Origin of the sequence: Embleya australiensis (assembly GCF_051903075.1) — a bacterium.
Taxonomy (GTDB): domain Bacteria; phylum Actinomycetota; class Actinomycetes; order Streptomycetales; family Streptomycetaceae; genus Embleya.
In genome coordinates this window covers 3,282,708-3,304,119 of sequence record NZ_CP182423.1, presented here as the reverse complement: position 1 = coordinate 3,304,119, position 21,412 = coordinate 3,282,708, and the positions used below count along the sequence as shown (strand labels likewise).

Annotated in this window: 20 protein-coding genes; 5 read left to right on the top strand and 15 right to left on the bottom strand. The window is 71.2% G+C overall.

Annotated features, from left to right (window positions below):
* Nucleotides 1–159 precede the first annotated feature (159 nt).
* The 12 genes from ACMXN5_RS44735 to ACMXN5_RS44680 form a co-directional block, all read right to left on the bottom strand.
* The gene (locus ACMXN5_RS44735; RefSeq protein ID WP_439680603.1) at nt 160–1,335 is read right to left on the bottom strand and encodes a serine hydrolase domain-containing protein; all 1,176 of its coding nucleotides are present in this window, start codon (nt 1,333–1,335) and stop codon (nt 160–162) included.
* 168 nt (nt 1,336–1,503) lie between these two features.
* Nucleotides 1,504–2,883, bottom strand: a complete 1,380-nt coding sequence (locus tag ACMXN5_RS44730; protein ID WP_439680602.1) for a M1 family metallopeptidase — start codon at nt 2,881–2,883, stop codon at nt 1,504–1,506.
* A 99-nt stretch (nt 2,884–2,982) separates the two neighbouring features.
* Nucleotides 2,983–3,516, bottom strand: coding sequence for a nucleoside 2-deoxyribosyltransferase (locus ACMXN5_RS44725; protein ID WP_439680601.1), 534 nt, complete (start codon nt 3,514–3,516; stop codon nt 2,983–2,985).
* Between the two features lie 43 nt (nt 3,517–3,559).
* Complete coding sequence (locus tag ACMXN5_RS44720) at nt 3,560–4,177, bottom strand: class I SAM-dependent methyltransferase (RefSeq protein WP_395792045.1); 618 nt, start codon at nt 4,175–4,177, stop codon at nt 3,560–3,562.
* 54 nt (nt 4,178–4,231) lie between these two features.
* Complete coding sequence (locus ACMXN5_RS44715; protein WP_439680600.1) at nt 4,232–6,124, bottom strand: hypothetical protein; 1,893 nt, start codon at nt 6,122–6,124, stop codon at nt 4,232–4,234.
* A 123-nt stretch (nt 6,125–6,247) separates the two neighbouring features.
* Nucleotides 6,248–7,588, bottom strand: coding sequence for an MFS transporter (locus tag ACMXN5_RS44710; RefSeq protein ID WP_439680599.1), 1,341 nt, complete (start codon nt 7,586–7,588; stop codon nt 6,248–6,250).
* On the bottom strand, nt 7,585–8,832 hold the full coding sequence (locus tag ACMXN5_RS44705) for an ATP-grasp domain-containing protein (RefSeq protein WP_439680598.1): 1,248 nt from the start codon (nt 8,830–8,832) through the stop codon (nt 7,585–7,587). Before ACMXN5_RS44705 ends, ACMXN5_RS44710 begins: the two co-directional genes overlap by 4 nt.
* Entirely contained in the window at nt 8,829–10,007 is a 1,179-nt protein-coding gene (locus ACMXN5_RS44700; RefSeq protein WP_439680597.1) for a DegT/DnrJ/EryC1/StrS family aminotransferase, read from the bottom strand. The genes ACMXN5_RS44705 and ACMXN5_RS44700 overlap by 4 nt, the downstream gene beginning before the upstream one ends.
* A complete protein-coding gene (gene blsG / locus ACMXN5_RS44695) occupies nt 10,004–11,173 on the bottom strand; it encodes an arginine 2,3-aminomutase (RefSeq protein ID WP_439680596.1) in 1,170 nt (389 codons plus the stop codon). Before blsG ends, ACMXN5_RS44700 begins: the two co-directional genes overlap by 4 nt.
* 155 nt (nt 11,174–11,328) lie before the next feature.
* On the bottom strand, nt 11,329–12,321 hold the full coding sequence (gene blsF, locus ACMXN5_RS44690; protein ID WP_439680595.1) for a CGA synthase-related protein: 993 nt from the start codon (nt 12,319–12,321) through the stop codon (nt 11,329–11,331).
* The gene (gene blsE, locus ACMXN5_RS44685) at nt 12,309–13,298 is read right to left on the bottom strand and encodes a cytosylglucuronate decarboxylase (protein ID WP_439680594.1); all 990 of its coding nucleotides are present in this window, start codon (nt 13,296–13,298) and stop codon (nt 12,309–12,311) included. The genes blsF and blsE overlap by 13 nt, the downstream gene beginning before the upstream one ends.
* A gap of 80 nt (nt 13,299–13,378) precedes the next feature.
* On the bottom strand, nt 13,379–14,590 hold the full coding sequence (locus ACMXN5_RS44680; protein ID WP_439680593.1) for a hydroxymethylcytosylglucuronate/cytosylglucuronate synthase: 1,212 nt from the start codon (nt 14,588–14,590) through the stop codon (nt 13,379–13,381).
* A gap of 326 nt (nt 14,591–14,916) precedes the next feature.
* On the opposite strand from ACMXN5_RS44680, the gene ACMXN5_RS44675 reads away from it, so the two are divergent.
* Nucleotides 14,917–15,525: a TetR/AcrR family transcriptional regulator gene (locus ACMXN5_RS44675; RefSeq protein ID WP_439680592.1), complete on the top strand. Its 609-nt coding sequence runs from the start codon at nt 14,917–14,919 to the stop codon at nt 15,523–15,525.
* Nucleotides 15,526–15,529: 4 nt separating this feature from the next.
* The gene (locus ACMXN5_RS44670) at nt 15,530–16,156 is read left to right on the top strand and encodes a DUF1707 SHOCT-like domain-containing protein (RefSeq protein ID WP_439680591.1); all 627 of its coding nucleotides are present in this window, start codon (nt 15,530–15,532) and stop codon (nt 16,154–16,156) included.
* Between the two features lie 72 nt (nt 16,157–16,228).
* On the opposite strand, the gene ACMXN5_RS44665 is transcribed toward ACMXN5_RS44670, so the two are convergent.
* The 3 genes from ACMXN5_RS44665 to ACMXN5_RS44655 form a co-directional block, all read right to left on the bottom strand.
* Nucleotides 16,229–16,477, bottom strand: a complete 249-nt coding sequence (locus ACMXN5_RS44665) for an SCO4226 family nickel-binding protein (protein ID WP_439680590.1) — start codon at nt 16,475–16,477, stop codon at nt 16,229–16,231.
* Between the two features lie 218 nt (nt 16,478–16,695).
* Nucleotides 16,696–17,193 (bottom strand): Asp23/Gls24 family envelope stress response protein, encoded by a 498-nt coding sequence (locus tag ACMXN5_RS44660; RefSeq protein WP_439680589.1) that lies wholly within the window; start codon nt 17,191–17,193, stop codon nt 16,696–16,698.
* Nucleotides 17,194–17,329: 136 nt separating this feature from the next.
* Nucleotides 17,330–18,505: an alpha/beta hydrolase gene (locus ACMXN5_RS44655; RefSeq protein ID WP_439680588.1), complete on the bottom strand. Its 1,176-nt coding sequence runs from the start codon at nt 18,503–18,505 to the stop codon at nt 17,330–17,332.
* 336 nt (nt 18,506–18,841) lie between these two features.
* Between ACMXN5_RS44655 and ACMXN5_RS44650 the strand changes: the two genes are divergently transcribed.
* From ACMXN5_RS44650 to ACMXN5_RS44640, 3 genes are all read left to right on the top strand, one after another.
* Nucleotides 18,842–19,285 carry an NUDIX hydrolase gene (locus ACMXN5_RS44650; RefSeq protein WP_439680587.1) on the top strand — a complete coding sequence of 148 codons (444 nt, stop codon included), beginning with the start codon at nt 18,842–18,844 and terminating at the stop codon, nt 19,283–19,285.
* Between the two features lie 96 nt (nt 19,286–19,381).
* Nucleotides 19,382–20,779, top strand: coding sequence for an NAD(P)/FAD-dependent oxidoreductase (locus tag ACMXN5_RS44645; protein WP_439680586.1), 1,398 nt, complete (start codon nt 19,382–19,384; stop codon nt 20,777–20,779).
* A 64-nt stretch (nt 20,780–20,843) separates the two neighbouring features.
* Entirely contained in the window at nt 20,844–21,401 is a 558-nt protein-coding gene (locus ACMXN5_RS44640; protein WP_439680585.1) for a TetR/AcrR family transcriptional regulator, read from the top strand.
* Nucleotides 21,402–21,412 lie beyond the last annotated feature (11 nt).

Below are 21,412 nucleotides of genomic sequence, written 5' to 3'. Positions count from 1 at the left end.
GATCCCGCACACCCGAAACCCGCTCGCCACCCGGCATCGCCGAGGAACGCCCGCCGGCATCGGGCCCGGCCGGAACCGTCCAACGGGCCTCCCGAGTACCGGGTCCCGCCCCCGCCCCGGGGACTTCGGAGCCGGGACGGGCGGGGCCTCCGGTGGTCCTCAGCGCGCCTTCAGGGCCGCCAGGCTGATGCGCTGAACCACGGGATTCATCGATTTGCCCTTCGCGTCCGTGGAGCCGACCGACACAACCAGCGTGCGACTCAGGTTCTCGGGCGCGGCGATGAGCGTGCTGTAGCCGTAACGGGCGCCCGACTTGATCCAGTAGACCTTGCCGTCGTACTCGAAGCGCTCGAATCCGGCACTCAGCTTCGCGCCCGGGATGTTCGCCGGGACCGTGAACATCTCCCGCAGTTGCGGCCTCGGGACGATGCGGCCTCGGAACAGCGTGGTGATCAGCCGCTCCAAGTCGGCCGTCGTCGAGATCATGTCGCCCGCCGCCCAGCGGTCCGCCTGGTTCCAGTCGGTGACGTCGACGAATTCGGTCGTGCCGTCGGCCCGCACGACCGCCTGGTAGCCCCGGTTGTGCGGGCCGCGGATCCGCGGATCCGTGCCGGGGAAGTACGTGCTCGTCATCCCGGCGGGGCGCAACACGCGCAGGCCGGCCTGCGACGCGTACGAGTCTCCCGTGACCTTCTCGATCAGCATGCCGAGGATCGTGTAGTTGATGTTGAGGTAGTGCTGTCGCGTGCCCGGGTCGAACTCCGGGCCTTTCGCCACCGCCGATGCCAACACCTCTCGGGGCGTCAGGGTGTCGAAGCGGTGCGCGTAGGCCTCCTCGAAGGAGTCCCCGAAGCCGTCGCCGGCCTGGATGCCACTGGTGTGGTTCAGCAACTGGCGTACGGTGATGGGCTTGAAGGGCACATTCGATCGCCCCGACTCCAGCAGCCCCGGAAGATAGTGCTGTACGGATTCCCCCAGGTCGATCTGGCTCTCGGCGGCAAGTTGCAGCACCACGGCGGCCGTTACCACCTTGGTCGTCGACCCCGCCCGGAACCGCGCACAGGCGTCCGCGTCCCGACGACTGGTCACATCATGCACACCCGAACTGCCGCGCCACACCCCCTCGGTACCGCCGACCCGAACGAGTGCCGCGGTCGCGGTCGCATCCGGTAATCCGGCCAACGCGGCGGCCAGTGCCTCGGCGTCCGGCCCTTTCGGCATGGTGTGTACGGTCGCCGACGCCGGCGCGTCCGCGGCGAATGCGGGCGCGGCCAAGGGGCCGGCGGCCAGGGTCAGCACGAGAGCTGAGGCAAGGATCGGGGTACGGGTACGCATCGGCTCTTCCCAGGATCGGAGGGACATCGCCGATTCAGTCTGCGGGGCCCGCCGTCCGCGCGAATCGTCGGCGCGGAGGACATCGACCCTGGTCCATCCGGGCCGCAACTCTCGTGCCCCAGACCGTCGTTGCCGGGGTTTCCCCCTACGGGTCCGCGCGCCGCGTGCTCACCGTCGACCGTCGATGCGGTACCGCGCCCAGAACGGCGTCAGGTCCCGCGAAGTGGCCGCCATGGCCGCCTTCTTGAACGCCGCGGTGGTGGAGATCCCGTACCGGTGGGCGGTGACATAGTCGCGCAGCAGGGTCTCCATCGCGGGTTCGCCGATCAGCCGTCGCAGTTCGTGCAGCGCGCACTTCCCGTAGTCGTAGACCACCGTCTCGTAGCGCTTCGGGTGCGCGTCCCAGTACCGCATCGAGTTGGTGATCCGCTCCGTCGGCGCGGCCCAGGAGAGTTCGCTCCCACACTCCTCCCCCGTCTTCCCGAGCGCGAGATCCGTCGCGTATTCGGCGAACGACTCGTCGAGCCACGGTTCGCCGTACTCGTCGTTGCCGACGATCCCGTACCACCACTGGTGGGCCAGTTCGTGCACGAGCGCCGTGGGCCGCACGCGGTCCAGGACGAAGCCCGGATACTCCATGCCGCTGAACCACAGATCGTCGTCCAGGACCACGTCCAGTTCGGTGTACGGGTACGCGCCGAAGCGCCCGGCATGGGCATCGACGGCCGTCCGCGCGACGTCCAACATGGCCCGGGCGTCGGCCGGTTCGACGCCGGCGTCCGCATACACGTTGATCTCGACGCCGGTCGCGGACGTCCCGGAGATCCCGGTGAACGGCCCCGCCGCCCAGGCGAAGTCCCGCACGTCGCGGGCCGTCGCGGTGGTGACGGTACGCCCGGGTGCGCCCGGACGGTCGACCGAGGTGCCGGTGGCCGGTACCCGCAGGTTCGACGGGTGCTCGAGCGTGACGTCGAAGTCGGCGGCGAGCGAGTAGAAGGACTCGCCCGTGTTCGTGTACGGGTCCAGGTGCCGGCCCCTCCCGTCCCGAACCGCCAGCACCGGCAGCGCGTTGCCGAGGAAGGCGTGGTCGCCGTCGTGGCCGAACCGGTCGATACCGGCCGGGACCCGGATTCGCAGCCGGAAGCCGATCGTGGCGCCCTCCCCGCGGCGCAGGGGCTTTCCCAACACGATCCGCAGGGCCGTGCAGCCGACCGACAGGCCCGCCGGGACCCCACCGGTGACCTCGGAGACCTCGATCGGCGGCGCGGAACACGTACCGTGCGCGTTGCCCCACAACCGCAGGTACACCTCACCGAGCGGAGCGGCCGACACGTTGGTGAACCCCACCCGCTCGTGACCGGTCCACCCGCTCCCCGAGGCGTCACCGGCCAACTCGACCGTGTACCGGGGCGCCGCCGGCGTGCGCACGGACTCCGCCCGCGTCGCCGCCAACGCTCGTGCCCCATCCGGTTGCACCGACCCGGAGCCGGCCACGCCCCCCGCGACGAACGTGGCCAAGGCGACAAGCGCGGCCACGTCAATCCTCATCGAACCCCCGTCCCATCCGTGTCCCGTTCGGAGCGGCCACGTGCGGCGGCGGGTGGCCGAGCCTGCGCCCGACCACCCGCCGATGCGGCAACGCCCCGGTCAGCTTTCGCCCTTGCCGGTGCGCTCGCGGTGCCGGGACACCGCCCGGTGCAGCGCCGCGTCGACTTCGGGCAGGTATTCCGCGATGTCCCGGCCCTGCGCGTACTCCACGTACTCCACCGTGGCCACGGTGTGCAGCCCCTGGACGAGGAACGTGTACTCCCGTCCCTCCTCCAACATCAGCACGATGGGCTTGTCGAAGGCGCTGGCCCAGCCCATCTCGATGTGGGTGCCCGGCGAGGCGGGGAAGCCCGGGAGCGCGACGAAGACGTCGGCCTTGCGGATCTCGTCCTGGTCGAGGCCGGTGCACTGGTCCGGGCGCATCAGCTCGGCGCCCCACGCCTCGCGGCGATGCGCGTTGTGCACGGCGAGTCCGCGTGCCTCGAAGTGTCGGATCAGGACGTCGAAGGGCGCCCGTGCGTGCTCCGGCATCTCGCCGGTGGCCGGGTCCAGGAGTTGGATGAACGGCCCGGCCAGGAACAGCGAACCCACGTCGAGGCCGCACAGTCGGTCGGTCGAGGGGGCGATGGTCATGCGGCTGCCTCCGGAATGAGATCGTGGGAACGGAACGGCGCGGTCAGGTCTTGCGAAAACACTGGATGTACGCCTGGCCGCTGGTGCCGTACGTGTACTCGGTGCCCTCGTACGCCTGGTACGGATGCGACTCGACCCGGATGCTGCGGAAGTGCGGCAGGTATTGCCACCGCAGTTCCGGCCGGGTGCTGAAGAAGGGGATGAACACCCCGCCGGGGCGCAGCGCTCGAACGACCTCGGGCATGGTCCTCGCCCACAGCGCCTCGTCCTTCCACACCTCCATGTCCAGGGCCGGGTCGAAGAACATGCCGTCGATGCTCTCCGACGGCAGTTCGAAGACGCGTTGGAAGAAGTCGCCGCGCTCGATGGCGAGGTTGTCGGGCAGCGTCGGGTGCTTGCGCCGGAACAACTCCTCGACCTCGTCGAAGAGTTCGAGCACGGTGTGGCTGCGGGTGGCCGGGTTCCCGGCGATCCGCAGCGCGGACAGCCCAAGACCGAGGCCGACTTCGTAGAAGTCCCGACCGTATTCGCACAACATGTCGGCACTGGCCCACATCAGGTCGCGCTCCCAGGCCTGCATGGCCTGTTCGCCGCCGATGCTCAAGGTCACCTCGCCGTTCTGCTCGACGAGTTCGATCTCGGGCTTGTCTCGGGTTTCCATGGCATCCGTCCTTTGTGATGACGAGGGAAAGGGGGTTCGGGGGCGGGCGGATCCTCAGGTCCGGCGCGGTACGACCCCGAAGTGGCGGCGTGCCGTCGAGACGGCGAGGTCCTGCACGGCGAAGACCGTGAAGTAGTAGGCCTGCGGCGCGGTTTCGGCGGCGAACCGGACCCGGAAGGCCACGTCCTGGGGGCGGTCGTCCACGGCCCGGATCCGGACGGTGGGCGGTACCACGGTCGTGTCCTCACGCAGGTACGTGGGCACGAACAAGCCCAGTCGTACCGGTCCCGGCCGGGCGGCCGTGAGCACCGCACGCACCTCCAACTCCGCGCCTTGCTCCACCTCGTCGGCCGCATGGGCCAGCAGGGACGGGGCGTCGGGCACCCGGAAGGTGACGTCGCCGCACCGCATGCAGACCGCGCAGATCGTGTCCGAGACGTGCGGGAGCAGTCCGCGCCGGGTGAACTCCTGGGCGGGGCGTCCGCAGTGGCAGGTCACCTCGCGCACCTGCGGGTCGAGCGAGCTGCGGTCGCCGAAGTGCGCGGGGTAGCTCATGATCTCGTTCTCGGGGTTCGCCACGACCTGTTCGGTGATCACGTGGTCCAGCGACTGGAGATCGGCCGTGAGCGAGGAGCGGATCTCCTCGGGCGACTGGTCGGCCAGATGCGTCGGCCGGGCGAGCCACAGGTCCACCTTGCGCGCGAGTTTGACCAGCCTCGGGCGCAACGCGTGGTTGTGCGGGAGCAGTTCCGAGGTGAGCAGGGTGGTCAGGCGTCGTCCGACGGTGAGCACGAGCGGGTCGGGGCGGTGCTCGGAAGGGGTCGGCGCGGGCACGTCTCGGGGGGTGCGGGGCAGCCCGAAGCGCATGAACGCCGGATAGGGGTGTGAGCCGGCGAGGCCGGCGTTCAGGGTGTCCACGGAGTCCGCGCCGGCCAGGGCCGCGCGCATCCACGCGACGTTCTCCGGCCGGTCGGAGTCGTGCACGGAGACGGCGGAGACGACCGTGCGGGCCGGTCCGTCGAGGGCGTTGAGCAGCAGCTGATACCGGGGGTCGTACAGCGCGAGGTCGGCCAGCGGGCCGCTGTTGCAGGCGCTGAGCACCACCTCGGCCGCCTCCACGCGGTTGAGCGGTACCAGCTTGTCCTCGGGCTTGTAGCAGGGCAGCCCGTACGCGCAGCGCGGCCCGAGCAGGCCGGCCCGGGCCGGGACGGCCGCGTTCAGGCCGCAGATCGTGAACTCGCCGAGGTTGACGCTGTCGTCCTTGCCGTGTCCCTGGAAGGCCACTCGCTGCCAGCGTGTGCCCAGGATCTCGGCCTGGATGTCGACACGTTCGAAGTCGCGGTCGTCGAACACCCGGACCCCGGACGGGTGCGGCGGGCGGTCGGTGTCGGTGAACAGGCCGATCGCGTCGACCCCGGCGGCCGGTGTCGAGGTGTACTGCTTGGCCACGTTCCAGGCCACCGAGGCCGCGTCGCGTCCGCTCAGCAGGGTGAGGCCGGGCTCGCGGCCGCGATAGGTGGTCAGCAGCAGGCCGCGGATCGGGTCCAGGTTGAGCCGGTCATAGCAGCCGACGAGCAGCAGTGTCCCGGGGTGTCGACGCCGGAACGCCTCGGCCGTGCCGCAGAGTTCGTGCTCGGTCACCCAGGTGCGGGCGAGCGGGCGGGCGAGCGCGAACAGGCCGTCGGGCAGGTCCTCCGCCCCGAGCAGGATGCCCACGTCGAGGGGTTCGGGGAGGGCGATCCCGGCGTACAGGCGCGAGGCCAGCTCGACGGCGTGCCCCAGGTCCGGGCGTTCCGCGCACGCCACGGGTACGGGGGTGTGCGCGGGCGCGGCCAGGAACTCGGCCACCGCCTGCGGCAGTCGGTCGACGTCGACCACGGCGAACAGCGCGCCGGCGGGCGTCGGATCCGGGCGGTCGGGTGCTGCGGCGACAGTGGGAGCGTTCATGACGGGTGACCTCGTGTGTGATGGGGATTGGCCCGGTCGGGCACGGGACGAACCGGGGTGGGCGAGCGGGGCTTCGCGGGCGGTCGACGGCCGTCGCGGGTCCGGAGCGGTCGAAGCGGGCGGTCACGTCGCGCACTGCGCCCGGGCCTCGGCCTCGGGGACGAGCAACCTGCGCCCCGCGAAGGCCAGTCCCGCTCCCGCCAGAGCCACGCCGAACGCGACCGTGAACACGCCGCGCGGGCCGATCGGGTCCATCAGCAGACCACCGACCTGTTGACCCACCGCGTCCCCCAGGACCGTTGCCAGCGACGCCCACGTGAACGCCTGCGCCAGCAGCCGCCGGTCCGCGAGGGCGCCGACGAGGGTCATCTCGCCGGCCGACACCAGTGCCATCGGCATGCTCCCGACGACCAGGGCGATGCCCAGGGTCACCGGGGAGGTGGTGGGCACGGTCAGCCCGGTACCGATCGCGTACGCGAGTACCAGTCGGGGAAAGCGCACGTGCATCGCGACCCGCGACCGGGCGCGTCCCAGCCACAGCGCGCCCAGTGCGCTGCCGACCCCCCAGCAGGCGTACACGACTCCCGTGCCGTCGCTCGATCCGTGCGCGGACACCGAGGCCGGAATGGCCAGCGTCATCAGGCCGATCGGGACGGCACTCGCCGCCATCACGCCCATCAGCACGAGCATCGACGGATCGCGCAGGGGGTGGCGCGGCGCGGCCCGGGCGTCGGGCCCCTCCGAGCCGGGATCGGTCGCCGCGTCCGGGTGCGTGGGCACGCGCACGCAGGCCAGGCCGAGGGCGCCCGCGCCGCCGACGACGGCGACCACGGTCAGCGCGGTTCCGGCGGATCCGCACACCATCAGGGCCGCGAGCATCAGCGGTGCGCCGATGACCAGGATCTCGGTGAGCAGGGCCTCCCACAGGTAGGCGGTCTCCCGTTGCGCGTCGTCGAGCGGCATGCGCGCCCACAGCGCGCGCATGCACGCGTTCGTCGGCGGCAGCGCGATGCCCGAGGCGACGGCCAGGACGGGTTGCGCCCAGGAGCCGGGTCGGGTGGCCCACACCAGCGCGGCGAGTGTGGCCGGATAGGCGAGGCCGGTCACGATCAGCACGCCTCGGCGGCCGTCGCGGTCGAGCAGGCGGGCGATCAGCGGGCTGCCGAGGGCCATGCCGACCGTGTACAGCGCGGCGATCAGCCCGGCCTGCGGGTAACTCCCGCCCTGCTCGCGGATCGTCAGCACCATGGCCAGTGACATCAGGTAGACGGGCAGCCGGGCGACGACGCTCCACCAGGCCACGCCGGCGACGCCCGGGCGGGTGAGCAGGGCACGGAGGCCGGCGAACAGCCCGCCGCCGGGCCCGGAGGCCGCCGCCGGCGCCGAGTCCGCGGCGACCGGGCCCGGGTCGACGATCGAGCCGGTGTCGGTGTCGGCGTCCTCCCGACGCGGAGCGGCGGTCATCCGGACACCGGATCGGGTTCGCGGACCGGGGCCACCTCGATCGTGAAGGCGTCCAGGACCGCCCGCATACGCTGTTCGACCTGCCCGATCGACTCGCCCACGACGTGGACGTGTCCCGAGGCGTTGTGCGACGCGCGGCGGGCCGTCACCGTGTCGCCGACCCCGGCCCGCACGACCGCGTCGACCACACCCGGCAGGCGCAGGAGTTCGTCCGCCGAGGTGACCCGGCGCACCGTTCCCGATCCGGGCAGCGGCAGCAACAGATCGCCGGCGCACCGGCGTTCGCGGTAGTCCAGGCGGGGGCGACGCCCCAGGTACACGTCCAGCGTGGCCGCGAAGACGTCGAATCCGTAGGCGTGTCCGTGGTTGGCGGGGATCTCGCAGCCGGCCAACCGGATCCCGATCTCGCCGGCGTGTACCTGCCCGTCGACCACGAAGAACTCCATGTGGGCGTATCCGTGGTCGATGCCCATGCCGGTGACGATGCGCTGGAGCAGTGCGGGCAGGTCCACGGCCGGGCCCTCGTCCGTGCCGACGCTGATGTTGGCGTTCATCGCGCCGTCGACGATGGCCAGCGGGCGGTAGGGCATCGCGCTGGGCCAGGCGCTCAGCACCTCGCCGTCGTGGATGAGCGCGCACACCTCCCATTCCGTGCCGCCGAGGTACTGCTCGACCATGAAGTCGCGGGTGGTGAGGTCGATGTCCCGTGCCGCGTCCCGGTCGCGCAGCAGGTGGGTGTCGACGCACGCGAACGAATCCACCGGCTTGAGGACGAGTGGCCATCCGTGTTCCGCGGCGAACCGCTCCACGTCCGCCGCCGACCGCACGCGGCCGAAGGCGGCGGTACGCAGGCCGAGTTCGCGGAACCGCCGCTTCATCGCGGCCTTGTCGCGCACCCAGGCCACCTGGTGTTCGTTGAGGTGGGGCAGCCCGGCCAGGGCGGCGAAGCGCTGTGCGACGTGCTGGCGCGGCTCGGAGGGGTTGCAGAATCGGGTGGGCGTTGTGGGCAGTTCGGCGGCCCACTCCTGGTAGCGCCGGGCCTCCTCCGCCAGGGGCACACCTTCGCGAACCCAGAACGCCGGCAGGTGCGCGGTCTCGCGCAGGTAGTCCTCCCGCAGATCGCCGCGCAACTCGGCGAACCGCAGCAGGACCAGGCTCTCGGGCAACGCCCGCGCCGCGTAGCGGGTGAACGACGAGGCACGATCGTCCACCATCAGCAGCGCGGGCGCCCGCCCCGCGCTCACACCGCCTCCAGGACGCGCCGGATCGCCTTGACCGCGGCGACCTGTTCCGCCTCCGGCAGTTCCGGTGCCAGCGGTACGCACAGCGTGCGGTCCAACCGGTCGCGGGTGCGCGCGAATCCGTCGTGGCTGAGCATGAGCGGGCCTTCGGGGGCGTGGTTCCACGGGAAGCCGTCGGCGTAGAGCGAGCGGCGGCCGGTGAGTACCGGGTGCTCCGGCAACAGGTACTTGTTCAGCGTCCAGTTGGCGATTCCCTCGGCGGTCAGCGCGGCCACGGCGGCGTCGCGCAGCGCGCGGTCGCGGCAGCGAAAGCGCAGGCTGACCTTCGCGTCGCCCGCCGCGCGCGGCCGTACCTCCAGGTCCGCACGGTCCGGCAGGTCCCGCATCGCGATGGCGTACATGCGCTCCAGCCCCTCGAGGAGTTCGTCGAGGTGGCGGAACTGCTGGCACTGGACTGCGGCGACCTGCTCGCCCGTGACGAAGTTCTCCCCGTAGTAGGCGTCTTCGTTCCAGGTGGGATAGCGCCCGGGTACCCGCGCCGAGCCGTGGTCGTGGTAGCAGCGCATCGCCGCCCACGCCTGCTCGTCGTTGCTGATCACCAACCCGCCCTCGCCCGAGGTGAGCACCTTGTTGTGGTGGAAGCTGAAGGTCCCCGCGTAGCCCGCGGTCCCCACCGAACGGCCGTCCGGGAAACGGGCGCCGAGGGATTGGGCGCAGTCCTCGATGAGGTACGGCACCCCCTCGGGCAGCGTGGCCACCGCGCCCTCCATGTGCGCCACGATCACCCGTTCGGCGTCGGACGGCAGCAGCGTGGGGTCCAGCGACAACGAGTCGTCGGCGTCGACCAGGACCGGGATCAGTCCGCAGGACAACACGGCCCCGGCCACCGCCACGAACGTGACGGCGGGCATGTATACCCGGTCGCCGATGCGCGGTCGGGTGGCGATCAGCGCGAGCCGCAGTGCCTCGGTGCAGTTGTGTACGGCCAACGTGTGCGCCACGCCCAGGCGTTCGCAGGTGACCCGCTCCAACCGCGAGGCCATGCTCTCGGTTTCGGTCTGGTAGCGGAACAACACCTGGTGGTCGATCACCTCGCGCAGTTCCGTCATGTCGGACCAGTCGAGCCAGTTCGCGCCATAGGGCAGGAAACGTTGTCCCAGTCGTTTGTCCAGGGTCATCGCGCGTCCGCCTCCGTGATCGGGTACACCGCGTTGTCGACGAGCATTTCCTCGCCCTTGTGGTTGCGCAGGCGCAGGCCGTCGGGGGTGACGCTGAAGTAGGGCCGCGCGATGGGGATCTTGCCGAGGCGGGTGGTCAGCACGTACTGCGGCACCCCGAAGCCGGTGATGTGGCCCTGGAGGCCCTCCATGATCTCCCAGCCCTTGGCCACGGAGGTCATGAAGTGCGAGACGCCGGTGACGTTGTCGCAGTGGTACAGGTAGTACGGGCGGACCCGGATGCGCAGCAGTTGTGTCATCAGCGTGCGCATGGTCGCGACGTCGTCGTTGATCCCGCGCAGCAGCACGGTCTGGTTCCCGACCGGGATCCCGTGGCGCAGCATGCGGTCCACCGCCGCACTCGCCTCCGGGGTGATCTCCTTGGGGTGGTTGAAGTGGGTGTTCACCCATACCGGGTGATACCGGGCCAGCATCTCGCACAGTTCGTCGGTGATGCGCTGCGGCAACAACACGGGGAATCGGCTGCCGATCCGGATGATCTCTACGCTCGGGATCGCCCGCAGTCCCGCGATGATCTCCTCGAGTCTGCCGTCCCGATAGGACAGCGGGTCCCCGCCGGTCAGCAACACGTCCCGGATCTCGGGGTGTTCGGCGATGTAGCGCAGATCCTCGTCGAAGGACTCGCCCTCGTCGTCGCGGAAGTAGGTGCCGTTGACGTCGGTGGTGTGGAACTTGCGCGTGCAGTGCCGGCAGTACACCGGGCATGCCTCGGTGACCAGCAGGATGACCCGGTCCGGATACTTGTGCACGACACGATTGGTCTTGCGGTAGAACGTGTCGCCGACGGGGTCGACCTCCGCGCCGGAGAACTCGACCAGTTCGCCGCCGGCGGGCACGGCCTGTTGCCGTACGGGACAGAGCGGGTCGTCGGGATCCATCAGCGAGGCGTAGTAGGGCGTCACGCTCCAGCGATAGCGCCCCGCCACCCCGGCGATCGCCTGCTCCTCCTCGGGAGTGAGGTTGATCCACTGCCGGGCCTTGTCGACGTTGGTGATGCGTCGACGCATGTGCCAGTGCCAGTCGTTCCAGTCCGAGTCGGGGACATCGGGGCGCACGATCGTGGGTGCGGCGGCCTGGGTGTCGGTGTCGAGGGGGATGGCGGACATGGCGGCTCCAGGGTTGACGGACCTTCGGCGACGCGAGGCGTTCGGTCGGGGTGCGCGGGGCGGGGCCCGGCCGGGTGGTGGTGACGCGGGCGCTCAGCGGGGGCGGTGCGGCCGGATGGAGACCCGACGGAAAGCCTGGTCGGGTGCCGGGCTGCTCACAGTGGTGCGAGCGCGAGTTGGCGGAGTGTGCGGGCGACGCGTTGCGCGCCGCGCAGATCGTCCGGTTCGGGGTCGAGGACGTCCCACGGCACGGTGCCGTCGGACGATTCCCATACGGAGTCGTGCTCGAGATCGTCGACGAGCGGAATCGGGACCAACTGCCGGACCCGCGTGACCAGATCGCGCTGGGCCTCGCCCAGGGCGGGCAGGAAAGCGAGCGGCGCCCGCCGGGCCCGGGCCAGGCCGATGGCGCCCAACGTCGGTGCGGCCAGGAAGACTTCGGCCTCGGCGTGCAGCGCGTCCACGTCCACGTCGACCGCGCGGCTCACCCGTACCCGGCGGTCGTCGCCGAGCCCTGCCAGCGCGGCGCGGATCGGCTTCAGCCGCGTATCGCAGACCACGTCGCATCGACCGGTCCGGCGCAGCGCCGCGCGGACCAGCGCGGGCACCATCTCGGCGGTGAGGGTGTCCGCCTCGGCGGCCGGCACCCCCCACACCGACATCAGCAGCAGGGTTCCGCCACGTCGCCGGCCGCGCGCCGACCGGGCGGGCGCGAGCAGGCCGGTGGGTCGAGCCTCGCCGCCGGGCGCGGGGGCGGGGGCGGGGGCGGGGGCGGGCAACCATCCGGGCCGATGGACCCGATGCAGCACACCGTCGACGCGTGCGGGTGGGTCGCCCGGGGGCCGGTGACCCGACGTCAGGTGTACGACGGGCACGCCGGACGCGCGGAGTCGGCCCGTGGCGTCCTCGTCGTCGCAGACCAACACCACGTCCGGCGGCGGCTCGTCGGGCGCCTCCCGTACCGGCCGCAGGTCGCCGAGATGGGCGGCGATCCGGCGCCGGGCCAGGAGCGAGTCCAGGTGCTCGTCGCGGGAGACCAGGAGGATCCGCCGCGCGGACTCGGCGGACGCCGGTGCGAAGCCCGGTCCGGGATCCGCACCGGCCGTCCGGTGCGCGTCGGCCTCTTCCCGGGGAGTCAGTACTGCCATGCCGTCACCGTCCCCAGTCGGGCGACGTCGTCGCTGTAGCCGGCCGCCGTGGTGGAGCAGCCGTTGCACACCAGGGGCCCGCGTTCGCGGTAGAAGTCGGCGTGCGCACGGAACGCCGGGGTGTCCAGGTCGATCACACCCGCCTCACGCAGCGGCGCGCCGCCCGGCCCGTCGTCCCCTTCGCGATGCGGGATGCAACTGCACGCGTACATCCGCCCGTACTTGCCGTCGATGTAGATGACGTCGTCGGCGACGTGACACTGCGGCAGCGACGCGCGCGGCGTCACGGATTCGGCGAAGTAGCGTTCCTGTTCCGCCGGTTCGTCACCGTAGAAACGTTTTCCCATCGGCACGAGCAGCACGTTCGGGTCCGCGTCGTAGACGGGGTCGCAGACGCGGCGCACGTCGTCGGGGTCGGGATAGGTGATGCTGCGGTCCAGTTTCAGCGCGGACAACTCCCACTGCCGCACTCCGGCGCGCGTCAACACCTGCTGGAGCAGCGGCATTTCCTGGTAGTTGTGCGGTCCGACCACGGTGTTGACCCGGGGCAGGACGCCGAGGTCCGCGGCGGCGCGCAGTCCGGCCAGCCCGTTGTCGAACATGCCGGGCGAGCGGCGGTAGACGTCGTGGGTCGCGGCGGACGCCCCGTCGAGGCTGACGATCACCTGGGCCAGGCCCGCCTCGGCCAGCCGCTCGGCCATTCTGGGCAACATCGAGCCGTTGGTGATCAGGGACATCTTCATACCGGCCGCCGCGCCGGAGCGCACCAGGTCCACCACATCCGGGTGCATGAGGGGTTCGCCGCCGGTGAAACGTACATAGGCCACGCCGGCCGCGCGGGCTTTCGGCAACAGGTCGGCGAAGTCCTCCCGCGAAAAGCGGAATGTGTCGCGCGACAATGCGAAGTCGCACATGAAGCAGTCGGCGTTGCAGGCTTCCAGGATCCGGACGAACAGATAACGATGACGCTCACGCACAGGGGACCCCTTCGGGCCGGTCGGAGGCGGGGCGGGCATGGGTGTGGCGGGATGGGACGACGGATGAGGGTGTGTGGCGGTCAGGCGGCGCGGGGTACGCCCGGCAGGAGCGCGAGCAGGGCGTCGGCCACGTCCGCGGCCCCGTCGACACCGACGGTCGCGGTCAGCGCGCCCCAGTCGCCGGCCCCGGCGGCGGCGCCGCACAGCGCGGTCAGGATGGCGTCGCGCAGCACGACGGCCGTGCCGCGGCCCGCCGTGTCCCCGGCCGCCGCGGCGATTCCGGCGTAGATTCGCTCCAGGGCGTGGTCCTCGCCGCGAGTGCGCAGCGACAGCGCCTCCTCTTCGGCGAACACCGCCTTGGGCCAGGTGATTCGGGTCTGCGTACCGATCGCGCGGCTGTGGAAACGCCCGTTGAAGATCTGGCTGAGGTTCTGCGGCGGCAGGCACAGGGTGGGGACGCGCTGCCGGCCGGCTTCGAGGAGGGTGGTCAGGCCCGGGGAGGTCAGCAGCACGTCGCAGCCGGCGAGCCGATCCAGGAACTCGCCGTGTGCGAGCGCGCCCGTGGTCACGTGTGGCGGGGTGATCGACGCGTCCACGAGGCGTCCGGCGAGGTCGGCCGGCAGGTTGCCGGCGAGGTGTACCTCGTGTACTCCGTGGGCGGCGAGCGCTTCCAGGACGGCGGGAACGACGATGCGCGGATAGGCGGTCCAGTCGGCGAGCCGAGGTGCGCGCAGGCCGCCGAGACTGACCAGGGCGGTGCGGTGGGGACCGGCGGCGGAGGCTGCCCGCTCGGCGCGGGGCGGGGTGCCGACGACGGCGCCCACCCAGCGCAGCGCTCGCACGGAGGCCAGCACGTCCCGGCATTCGGCGGGCAGTTCGACGCATCTCTGGGCGCAGTAGACCGTCGCCTCCAGGGGCAGCGCCGCCCGGTCCCCCTCGCCCCACATGAACGGCAGGCTGTCCACGAACACGGTCGGTACGCCGGCCGCCTCCGTCGCCTTCGCGACGGCGCCGTCCAGGACGACGACCGCGGCCACCGCCGCTTCCGCGCCGGTGACGGCGGCGACGGCGTCGCGTACGTCCTCGGCGTCGTCCGGCAGGTCGTACCAGCGCTCGATGCCGTGTTCGGACAACACGGGCCGGCCGAGCCCGGAGGCCAGGCCGACGAACCGCAGCGGCACCGCCGAGCGTTCGCGCAAGGCCGTGAGGATCGCACCGAGTTTCCCCGAGCTTCCCCAGCCGAATTCCGCTCCGGAGACGATTACGGTTCGTGTACTGGAATCAGTGCGCAATTGAATCCGTCTCGACTTCCCGGTCGGCGGTTGGCGACATCAATCTAGGTCGCCATCCCGGAGCCATGCAACCAGTTAGTCGAGATTCGCCCGTATGCAGGAATGATATTTCCATCGGGAATTCAACGATCCGAGAATAAGGATCGCTTATATGAGAATCGGAATCGCTCGATGCGACACGGCTCGCCCACGGGCCGACTCCTGCGACCCCCCGCCGGTCCGCCCGTCGCGACCCGGCCACCCGTCGCCTGCCGCCCGGTCTTGTCGGCCGGTCTTGTTGGCAAGGTGGTCAACAGCTTATTATCCATCTTGCCAATAGGAGGGTCATGACCGGACGACGCAGGCGCACGCCCGAGCAGGCGCGGGAAGAGATCCTGGAAGCCGCCACCGAACTCATCGCGCAACACGGCCCGGACGGTGTGGGGTTGCGCCGGGTCGCGGAGGCGGTCGGCGTGACGCACGGACTGGTGACGCACTACTTCGGCACCTACCGGGCCCTGGTACGGGCCGTCCTGCAACGCGAGAACGAGCGCAAACGCGAACTCGTCCGCGAACGGATGCGCACCGACGGGGGCGTGCCCTTCGCGGGCGGCATGACGCGGGTCCTGTTCGACATCGTCGCGGACGAGCGCTACGTCCGGCTGTGGGCCTGGTCCCAACTGCACGACTGGGACGTCGAGACCCCCGGGGCGAACCTCTCCAAACTGGTCGACGCCGTGGAGGAGGGGGTGCGCAGCGTGCTCCCCCCGCCCCGGGGACCGGATCGGGCCCGGATCGAGATGGTCGTCCTCCTGGCCCTGTCCGGCTCGTACGGCTACGCGATGGGCCGACGGTACTGGCTCACCGACCTCGGCCGCGATCCCGACGACCCGGGCCACGACGAGGCCTTCCGCACCGCCCTGTCCGCAGTCCTCGCCACCCACCTCGAAGGATGACGCCATGACCGCCGACCCCGGACACGACAACCCCGAACACCTTGCGACCGACCCGAAGCAGGTGATCCTCGCCGACGACGACGATCGACACCGGGCCGAGGAACGCCTGCGCACCGCCGTCGAGAACGGCCGGCTCGCCGTGGACCGACTGGGACCCCGGCTCGACGAGGTACACGCGGCGCGCACCCGCGCCGAACTGGAGGCCGCCTGCCGCGGCCTCCCCGAACCGGGCCCCCGGGACGCACTCGTGGTGGACCGGGCGCCGACCTCCGGCCGCTTCATATCCGGGATCTTCAGCGGCTTCGAACGTAAGGGCGAGTGGGTCGTCCCATCCCGCCTGACCGTCTGGTCGATGTGGGGCGGCGGCCGACTGGACCTGTCCGAGGCCCGCTTCGGCAGCCGGGACACCGAGATCCGGGCCGTCTCGCTCTGGGGCGGCACCCGGATCCTGGTGCCGGACGACATCGAGGTCGAGGTCCGGGGGTTCGGCCTGTTCGGCGTCGTGGACAAACGGGTCGCCCGCAAGCTCGACAAACCCGGCACACCACGCGTCGTGATCAGGGGTTTCGCCCTCTTCGGCGCCGTCGTCACCCGGAACAAGCAGGCCCCCGGATCGTCCCCGAAGAGCTGAACCGGCGAAGCCGTCGTCACCTACGCTCGGGCGCAACCACCGCTCCCTACCCGGAAGTTCACCCTTCCGTGGCTACACCGAGAGCGGGACCGGGTGGATCTTGTCCGCCGGGTGGCCCGCGCGTTCGTGGATGCGTTGTACCGCGTCGGCCGTGGGGGCCTCGGACAGGCAGTACACCGTGCCGGACTCCGGATCGGCCCACGCCTGCTTGAAGTGCACGCCCTCCTCCCCCTCGATCGCCAGGTCGGCCTGGTGGGCCGCCGCCAGTTGTTCGTCGGTGATGCCGGTCATCCCGGTGTGGACGTCCATGAAAGTCGCCATCGCCGCACGCCTCCTCGCGTCTCGGTGCGGCCCCCGAGTGCTCCAAGTACTTCCTCCATGGTCCACCCGCGCGTGGAACACCGCCCTCCGGCGGGGACCTTCGGTCACGAGAATCGACGTGTGAGGCAGGTGGGTTACCCGAGGTGGGCGCGTTGTGGAGAGAGGCATGAAGCGCGTGTGCCTTGCGGGGTCCGTGCGGCGAAAGGCGAGGTGACTGGCTAGGCGACCCGGGTGGATGGGTGGTCGTCGTCGGGCAGGTGGATGTCGTCGACGGCCACGTTCACCTCGACCACTTCCAGGCCGGTCATGCGCTCGACCGTGGCGATGACGTTCCCGCGTACCGCCTGACCCAGTTCGGCGATCGGGACGCCGTACTCCACCACCAGGTTCAGGTCGAGGGCGCACTGGCGCTCGCCGACTTCCACGCTCACCCCGTGCGCCACGTTCGGCCGACCGCCCGGTACCCGCTGCCGCACCGCGTCCAGCGCTCGCGCCACCGATCCCCCCAGGGCGTACACGCCCTCGATCTCCCGGGCGGCCACACCGGTGATCTTCGCGATCACGCCGTCGGCGATCGCGGTGCGACCGCGCGTGCCCGCGGCCGTCGGCTCCACCGTCTGCGGCGAGCGGTCCGGCCCGCCCGGCGCGAGTCGCGCGCCGCCGGCGACCTCCGGCGCCACCGCCACCACGTCCGTCACGTTCTTCGACTCAGGCATCACACGCGACCCTTCTTCGGCTACGGCCAGGGCTACGGCTGTGGTTCCGGGCCCCGGTTCGGGCCCGCCGCCCACAGACTCCGTGACCGGCCGTCTGCCCGCGCCGGGCACACTCATTCCTGCCGGCGCGCCCGACCTACCTGGCGACCCACGGAACGCTGCCCGTGTTCCCCGTACGGCCGTTCTCGGTGCAGTGCGCGGGCGGCGTGGCGCCGTACACGTACTGGATGAAGTCGCGCAGGTCGTTGCGCCAGTAATCCCAACCGTGTTCACCGGGACCGGTGCAGTAGCGCGGCGTGAACGACGTGCCGATGACCGCGCGCAGTTGGTCGTTCCACGTCTTGATGTCCGACTCCCCCTGCCCGCTGGGCATCCCCTGGCCGTTCGCGCCACCGGAGTACATCGCGAACTTGCCCGAACCGCCCGCGTAGTCCGCGTACTTGCCCGCCGCGGCCATACCCACCGGGGTGATCGCCGGCCAGTTCGCCTGGGGCCCGTAGACGGCTTCGGTGCGCTCCAACGGGGTACCGAACACACGGTAGTTCGGGTCGATCAGCCCATTCCAGGAGGTCGCCGCGCCATAGCCGAGCATCGAGTCGGCCACCCGGTTCAACGCCCGGTCGTCGGCGAGCGTGGTACCGCCCGAGAAGGCCCCTACCGCCGAGAAGCGGTCCCGCAGATCGGCGGCGTAGCGCAGCGCGCCGAGTCCGCCCATCGACACACCCGCGATCGCGCGTCCCGAACGGTCGTCGATCGTGTTGAAGTTCGCGTCGATCCAGGGCACCAACTGCCGCATGTGGAAGGTCTCCCACATCGGCGCGAAGTTGCCCTGGGTGTGTCCGGCCCAGTCGGTGTACCAACCGGCCTTGCCGCCCTCGGGCATGACCACGATGCCCTTGAAAGTGCGCCGGTCGATCGTGTTCAGCACGTCGCCCGCGTTCGCCTCGGACCACTGCTCGAAGTCGCCGAACCCGCCGTGCAGCAGGTACAACACCGGGTACGCCTTGGCGGGATCGGCCGTGTAGTCGTCCGGCAGCCAGATCCGCACCTTGACCGGCACGGTGACCGGGTCGATCGACGGCGTACCGCCGCGCGCCTGCATGATCGCCGAGGTGGTCATCGTGGCGTCGTACATTCTGCGGTCGCTGAGCAGGTTCGAGTTCGTCCACTGGGTGAGCGTGATGCCGTGCGAGTTCGCCGCCGGCAGCGGCGGTGCGGGCGGCGGCGGGAACGCCTGCGCCTGGGTCGGCACGCCCACCACGGCCGCGATCAACGCCGCCGCGACCGCGCACACCATCGCCGCGCGGCGCACGCGACGGCGGGTACGCCCCAGTGCGCGGGGCGCACCCCGGGCGCCGCCCCGCCCCGGTGCGTGCGTCCCGTTCGTTCCGCCTTTGCCGCCTCGGCCGCCTTTGCCGTCTGTACCGTCTGTGCCGTCCACGAACACCCCCGATGGCTCTTCGCCGTCTCGATGTGCCCCCACGCGGGCCCGACCTGGCGCAACCCTGGCCGACCCGGGACCGCCTGTCCTCCCGCACACGGTGGACATCGCGGGTAAACCTGCGCGGTAGCGCTCGGCTCGACCTGCACCGACCGCGGTATGACCTCACCACCCACGGCGCCCGACCCGGATGACAGAATCCGGTACATGACGCACCAGGATCGGACGAATTCCATACCCAATCTCGACCCGACCGGTCCGCTGATCGTCGTCGCGGCGGCCATCGTGCACGCGCGGCGGCTCATGGTGGTCAGCAAGAAGGCGGCGCCGGACCTGTTCTACCTGCCCGGCGGCAAGCCCGACCCCGGCGAGAACCCGCTGCAGACGCTGCGCCGCGAACTGGACGAGGAACTGGGCGCGCAACTCGTGGCACCGCGCTTCCTCGCCGACTTCGACTCCGTCGCCGCCCTGGAGGGGGTACCCATGCGACTCACCGTCTTCGAGACCCGCCTGGACCGCGACCCCGTACCGGCCGCCGAACTGGCCGACCTGCGCTGGACGTCCGGCCGGGACGACCACCTGCGCCTCGCCCCCGCGGTCACCGATCACATCCTCCCGCTGCTCCGCCGCACCGGCGCCCTCGCGGCCTGAGGCAATCGCCCACCCGTCGCGGCACTCGTCCCCAAATTCGGTCGCGTCGCCCCCGTACCGCGTGCCACCGTGGCGAATCGACACGAGGGAGGTCCGATGGCATCGGTCATCATCTGCGGCGCCGGCGTGGTGGGTCTGACCACGGCCCTGTTGCTCGCCCGCGACGGGCACGAGGTGACCGTGTACGAGGGCGACCCATCCCTCCCGCCCGAGGACCCCGCGCAGGCGTGGACCGCGTGGCAGCGTCCCGGCGTGGCCCAGTTTCGCCAGCCGCACAACCTGCTGCCCAGGTTTCGGGGCGTACTCGCCGAGGAACTGCCCGATGTGATCGAGCGGCTCGTGGCGGCCGGCTGCTTCGAGGGCAGCGCACTGCATCCGCTGCCGCCGAGCATCACCGATTACGTCCCCCGGCCCGAGGACGACCGTTTCCGCTTCCTCACCGGCCGACGCCCGGTGGTCGAAGCGGTGTTCGCGGCGGCCGCGGTCGCCGCCGGCATCCGCGTGCATCGCGGCATCAGGATCGCCGGCCTGCTCACCGGCGCACCGGTGCTCGCGGACACCACCCATGTGACCGGCGTCCGCACCGCCGACGGTGCCGAGGCGAACGCCGACCTGGTGGTCGATGCCACGGGCCGCCGCACCCGCTCGGCGCGTTGGCTCGCCGACGTCGGCGCACCGGAGCCGGCCGCCGACGCCGAGGACGGCGGATTCGCCTACTACACCCGCTACTTCACCGGCCCGCGGCAGCCGATGCGACGCGGCGCTCCCTACACCGAGTACGACACGTTCGCCCTGCTGACCATTCCGGGCGACAACGACACCTGGTCCGTCACCGTCGTCACCACGTCGGGCGACGCGCCGCTCAAGGCGCTCCGCGATCCCGAGATCTTCACCCGGGTGGTCGCGGCCTGTCCGGCCCAGGCCCACTGGCTGGCCGGTACGCCCGTCACGGACATTGTGGTGATGGCCGGAATCCTCGACTGCCGCCGCCGGTTCGTGGTGGACGGGCGCCCGGTCGCCACCGGCTTCGCGGCCGTCGGCGACGCGTGGGCGTGCACCAACCCCACCGCCGCCCGCGGCCTCAGCGTCGGCCTGGTCCAGGCCCAACTGCTGCGCGACGTACTCCGCGAACACGCCGACACCCCGGCCGAGTTCCCCCTGGCGTGGGACGAAGCCACCGAACGTGTCGTCACCCCGTACCACCAGGACCAGCTCGTCGCCGACCGCGCCCGCGCCGCCGCGATGAACCCGGACCGCACCACCGAACCACCCCCCACTCCAAGCCCGTTCGGCGCGGCCGCGTTCCACGACGCCGACCTCTTCCGCGCCCTCCTGGAAACCGCCACGTGCCTGGCTCTTCCCCAGGACGTCCTCACCCGCCCGACCATCCAAGCCAAACTCCGAACCCCTCACCCCACCTCCACCCCCGCCCCACCCAGTCCCACCCCCCAGCCCCTCACCCGTGTGCACCTGCTCCGACTACTCGCCGACTGACACCGACCGGCCCGGACGGAACGCCGGTTGAAGAAATATGTAGACCAGTCTAGTCTCATGCTCCATGGGACAGAAGGGCACCGACACGCGCAACCGACTGCTGGACGCGACTCGCGATCTGATCGAGGCCGGGGGCTACTTCGGTGCGGGCCTCAATCAGGTGATCGCGGCCAGTGGGGCGCCGCGCGGGTCGCTCTACTTCCACTTCCCGGGCGGCAAGGACCAGATGGTCGGCGAGTCCGTCCGCCGAGCCGGTCGGTCGATCGGCGACGCGATGGGAGGGTTGGCCGAATCCGGCGCGTCCGCCGCCGAGGTCGTCGAGACCGTACTGCGCCTGCTGGGCGACCGCCTGGAGGCGTCGGACTGGCTCAAGGGATGCCCCGTGGCCACCGTGGCACTGGAGACGGCCGCCACCAACGACAGGCTCCAGCAAGCCTGTTCGGAGGTCTACACCTCCTGGGAGGCGATCCTGCGCGCCCGACTGGCCGACCACCCGGACGCCGACGACCTCGCCGTCACGATCCTGGCCCTCGTCGAGGGCGCCCTCCTCCTGGCGAGGGCGCACCGCAGCCGAGACCCGCTCGACCGAGTCGCCCGCCGCATCACGACCCTCCTGAGCTGAACGCAGGCCGG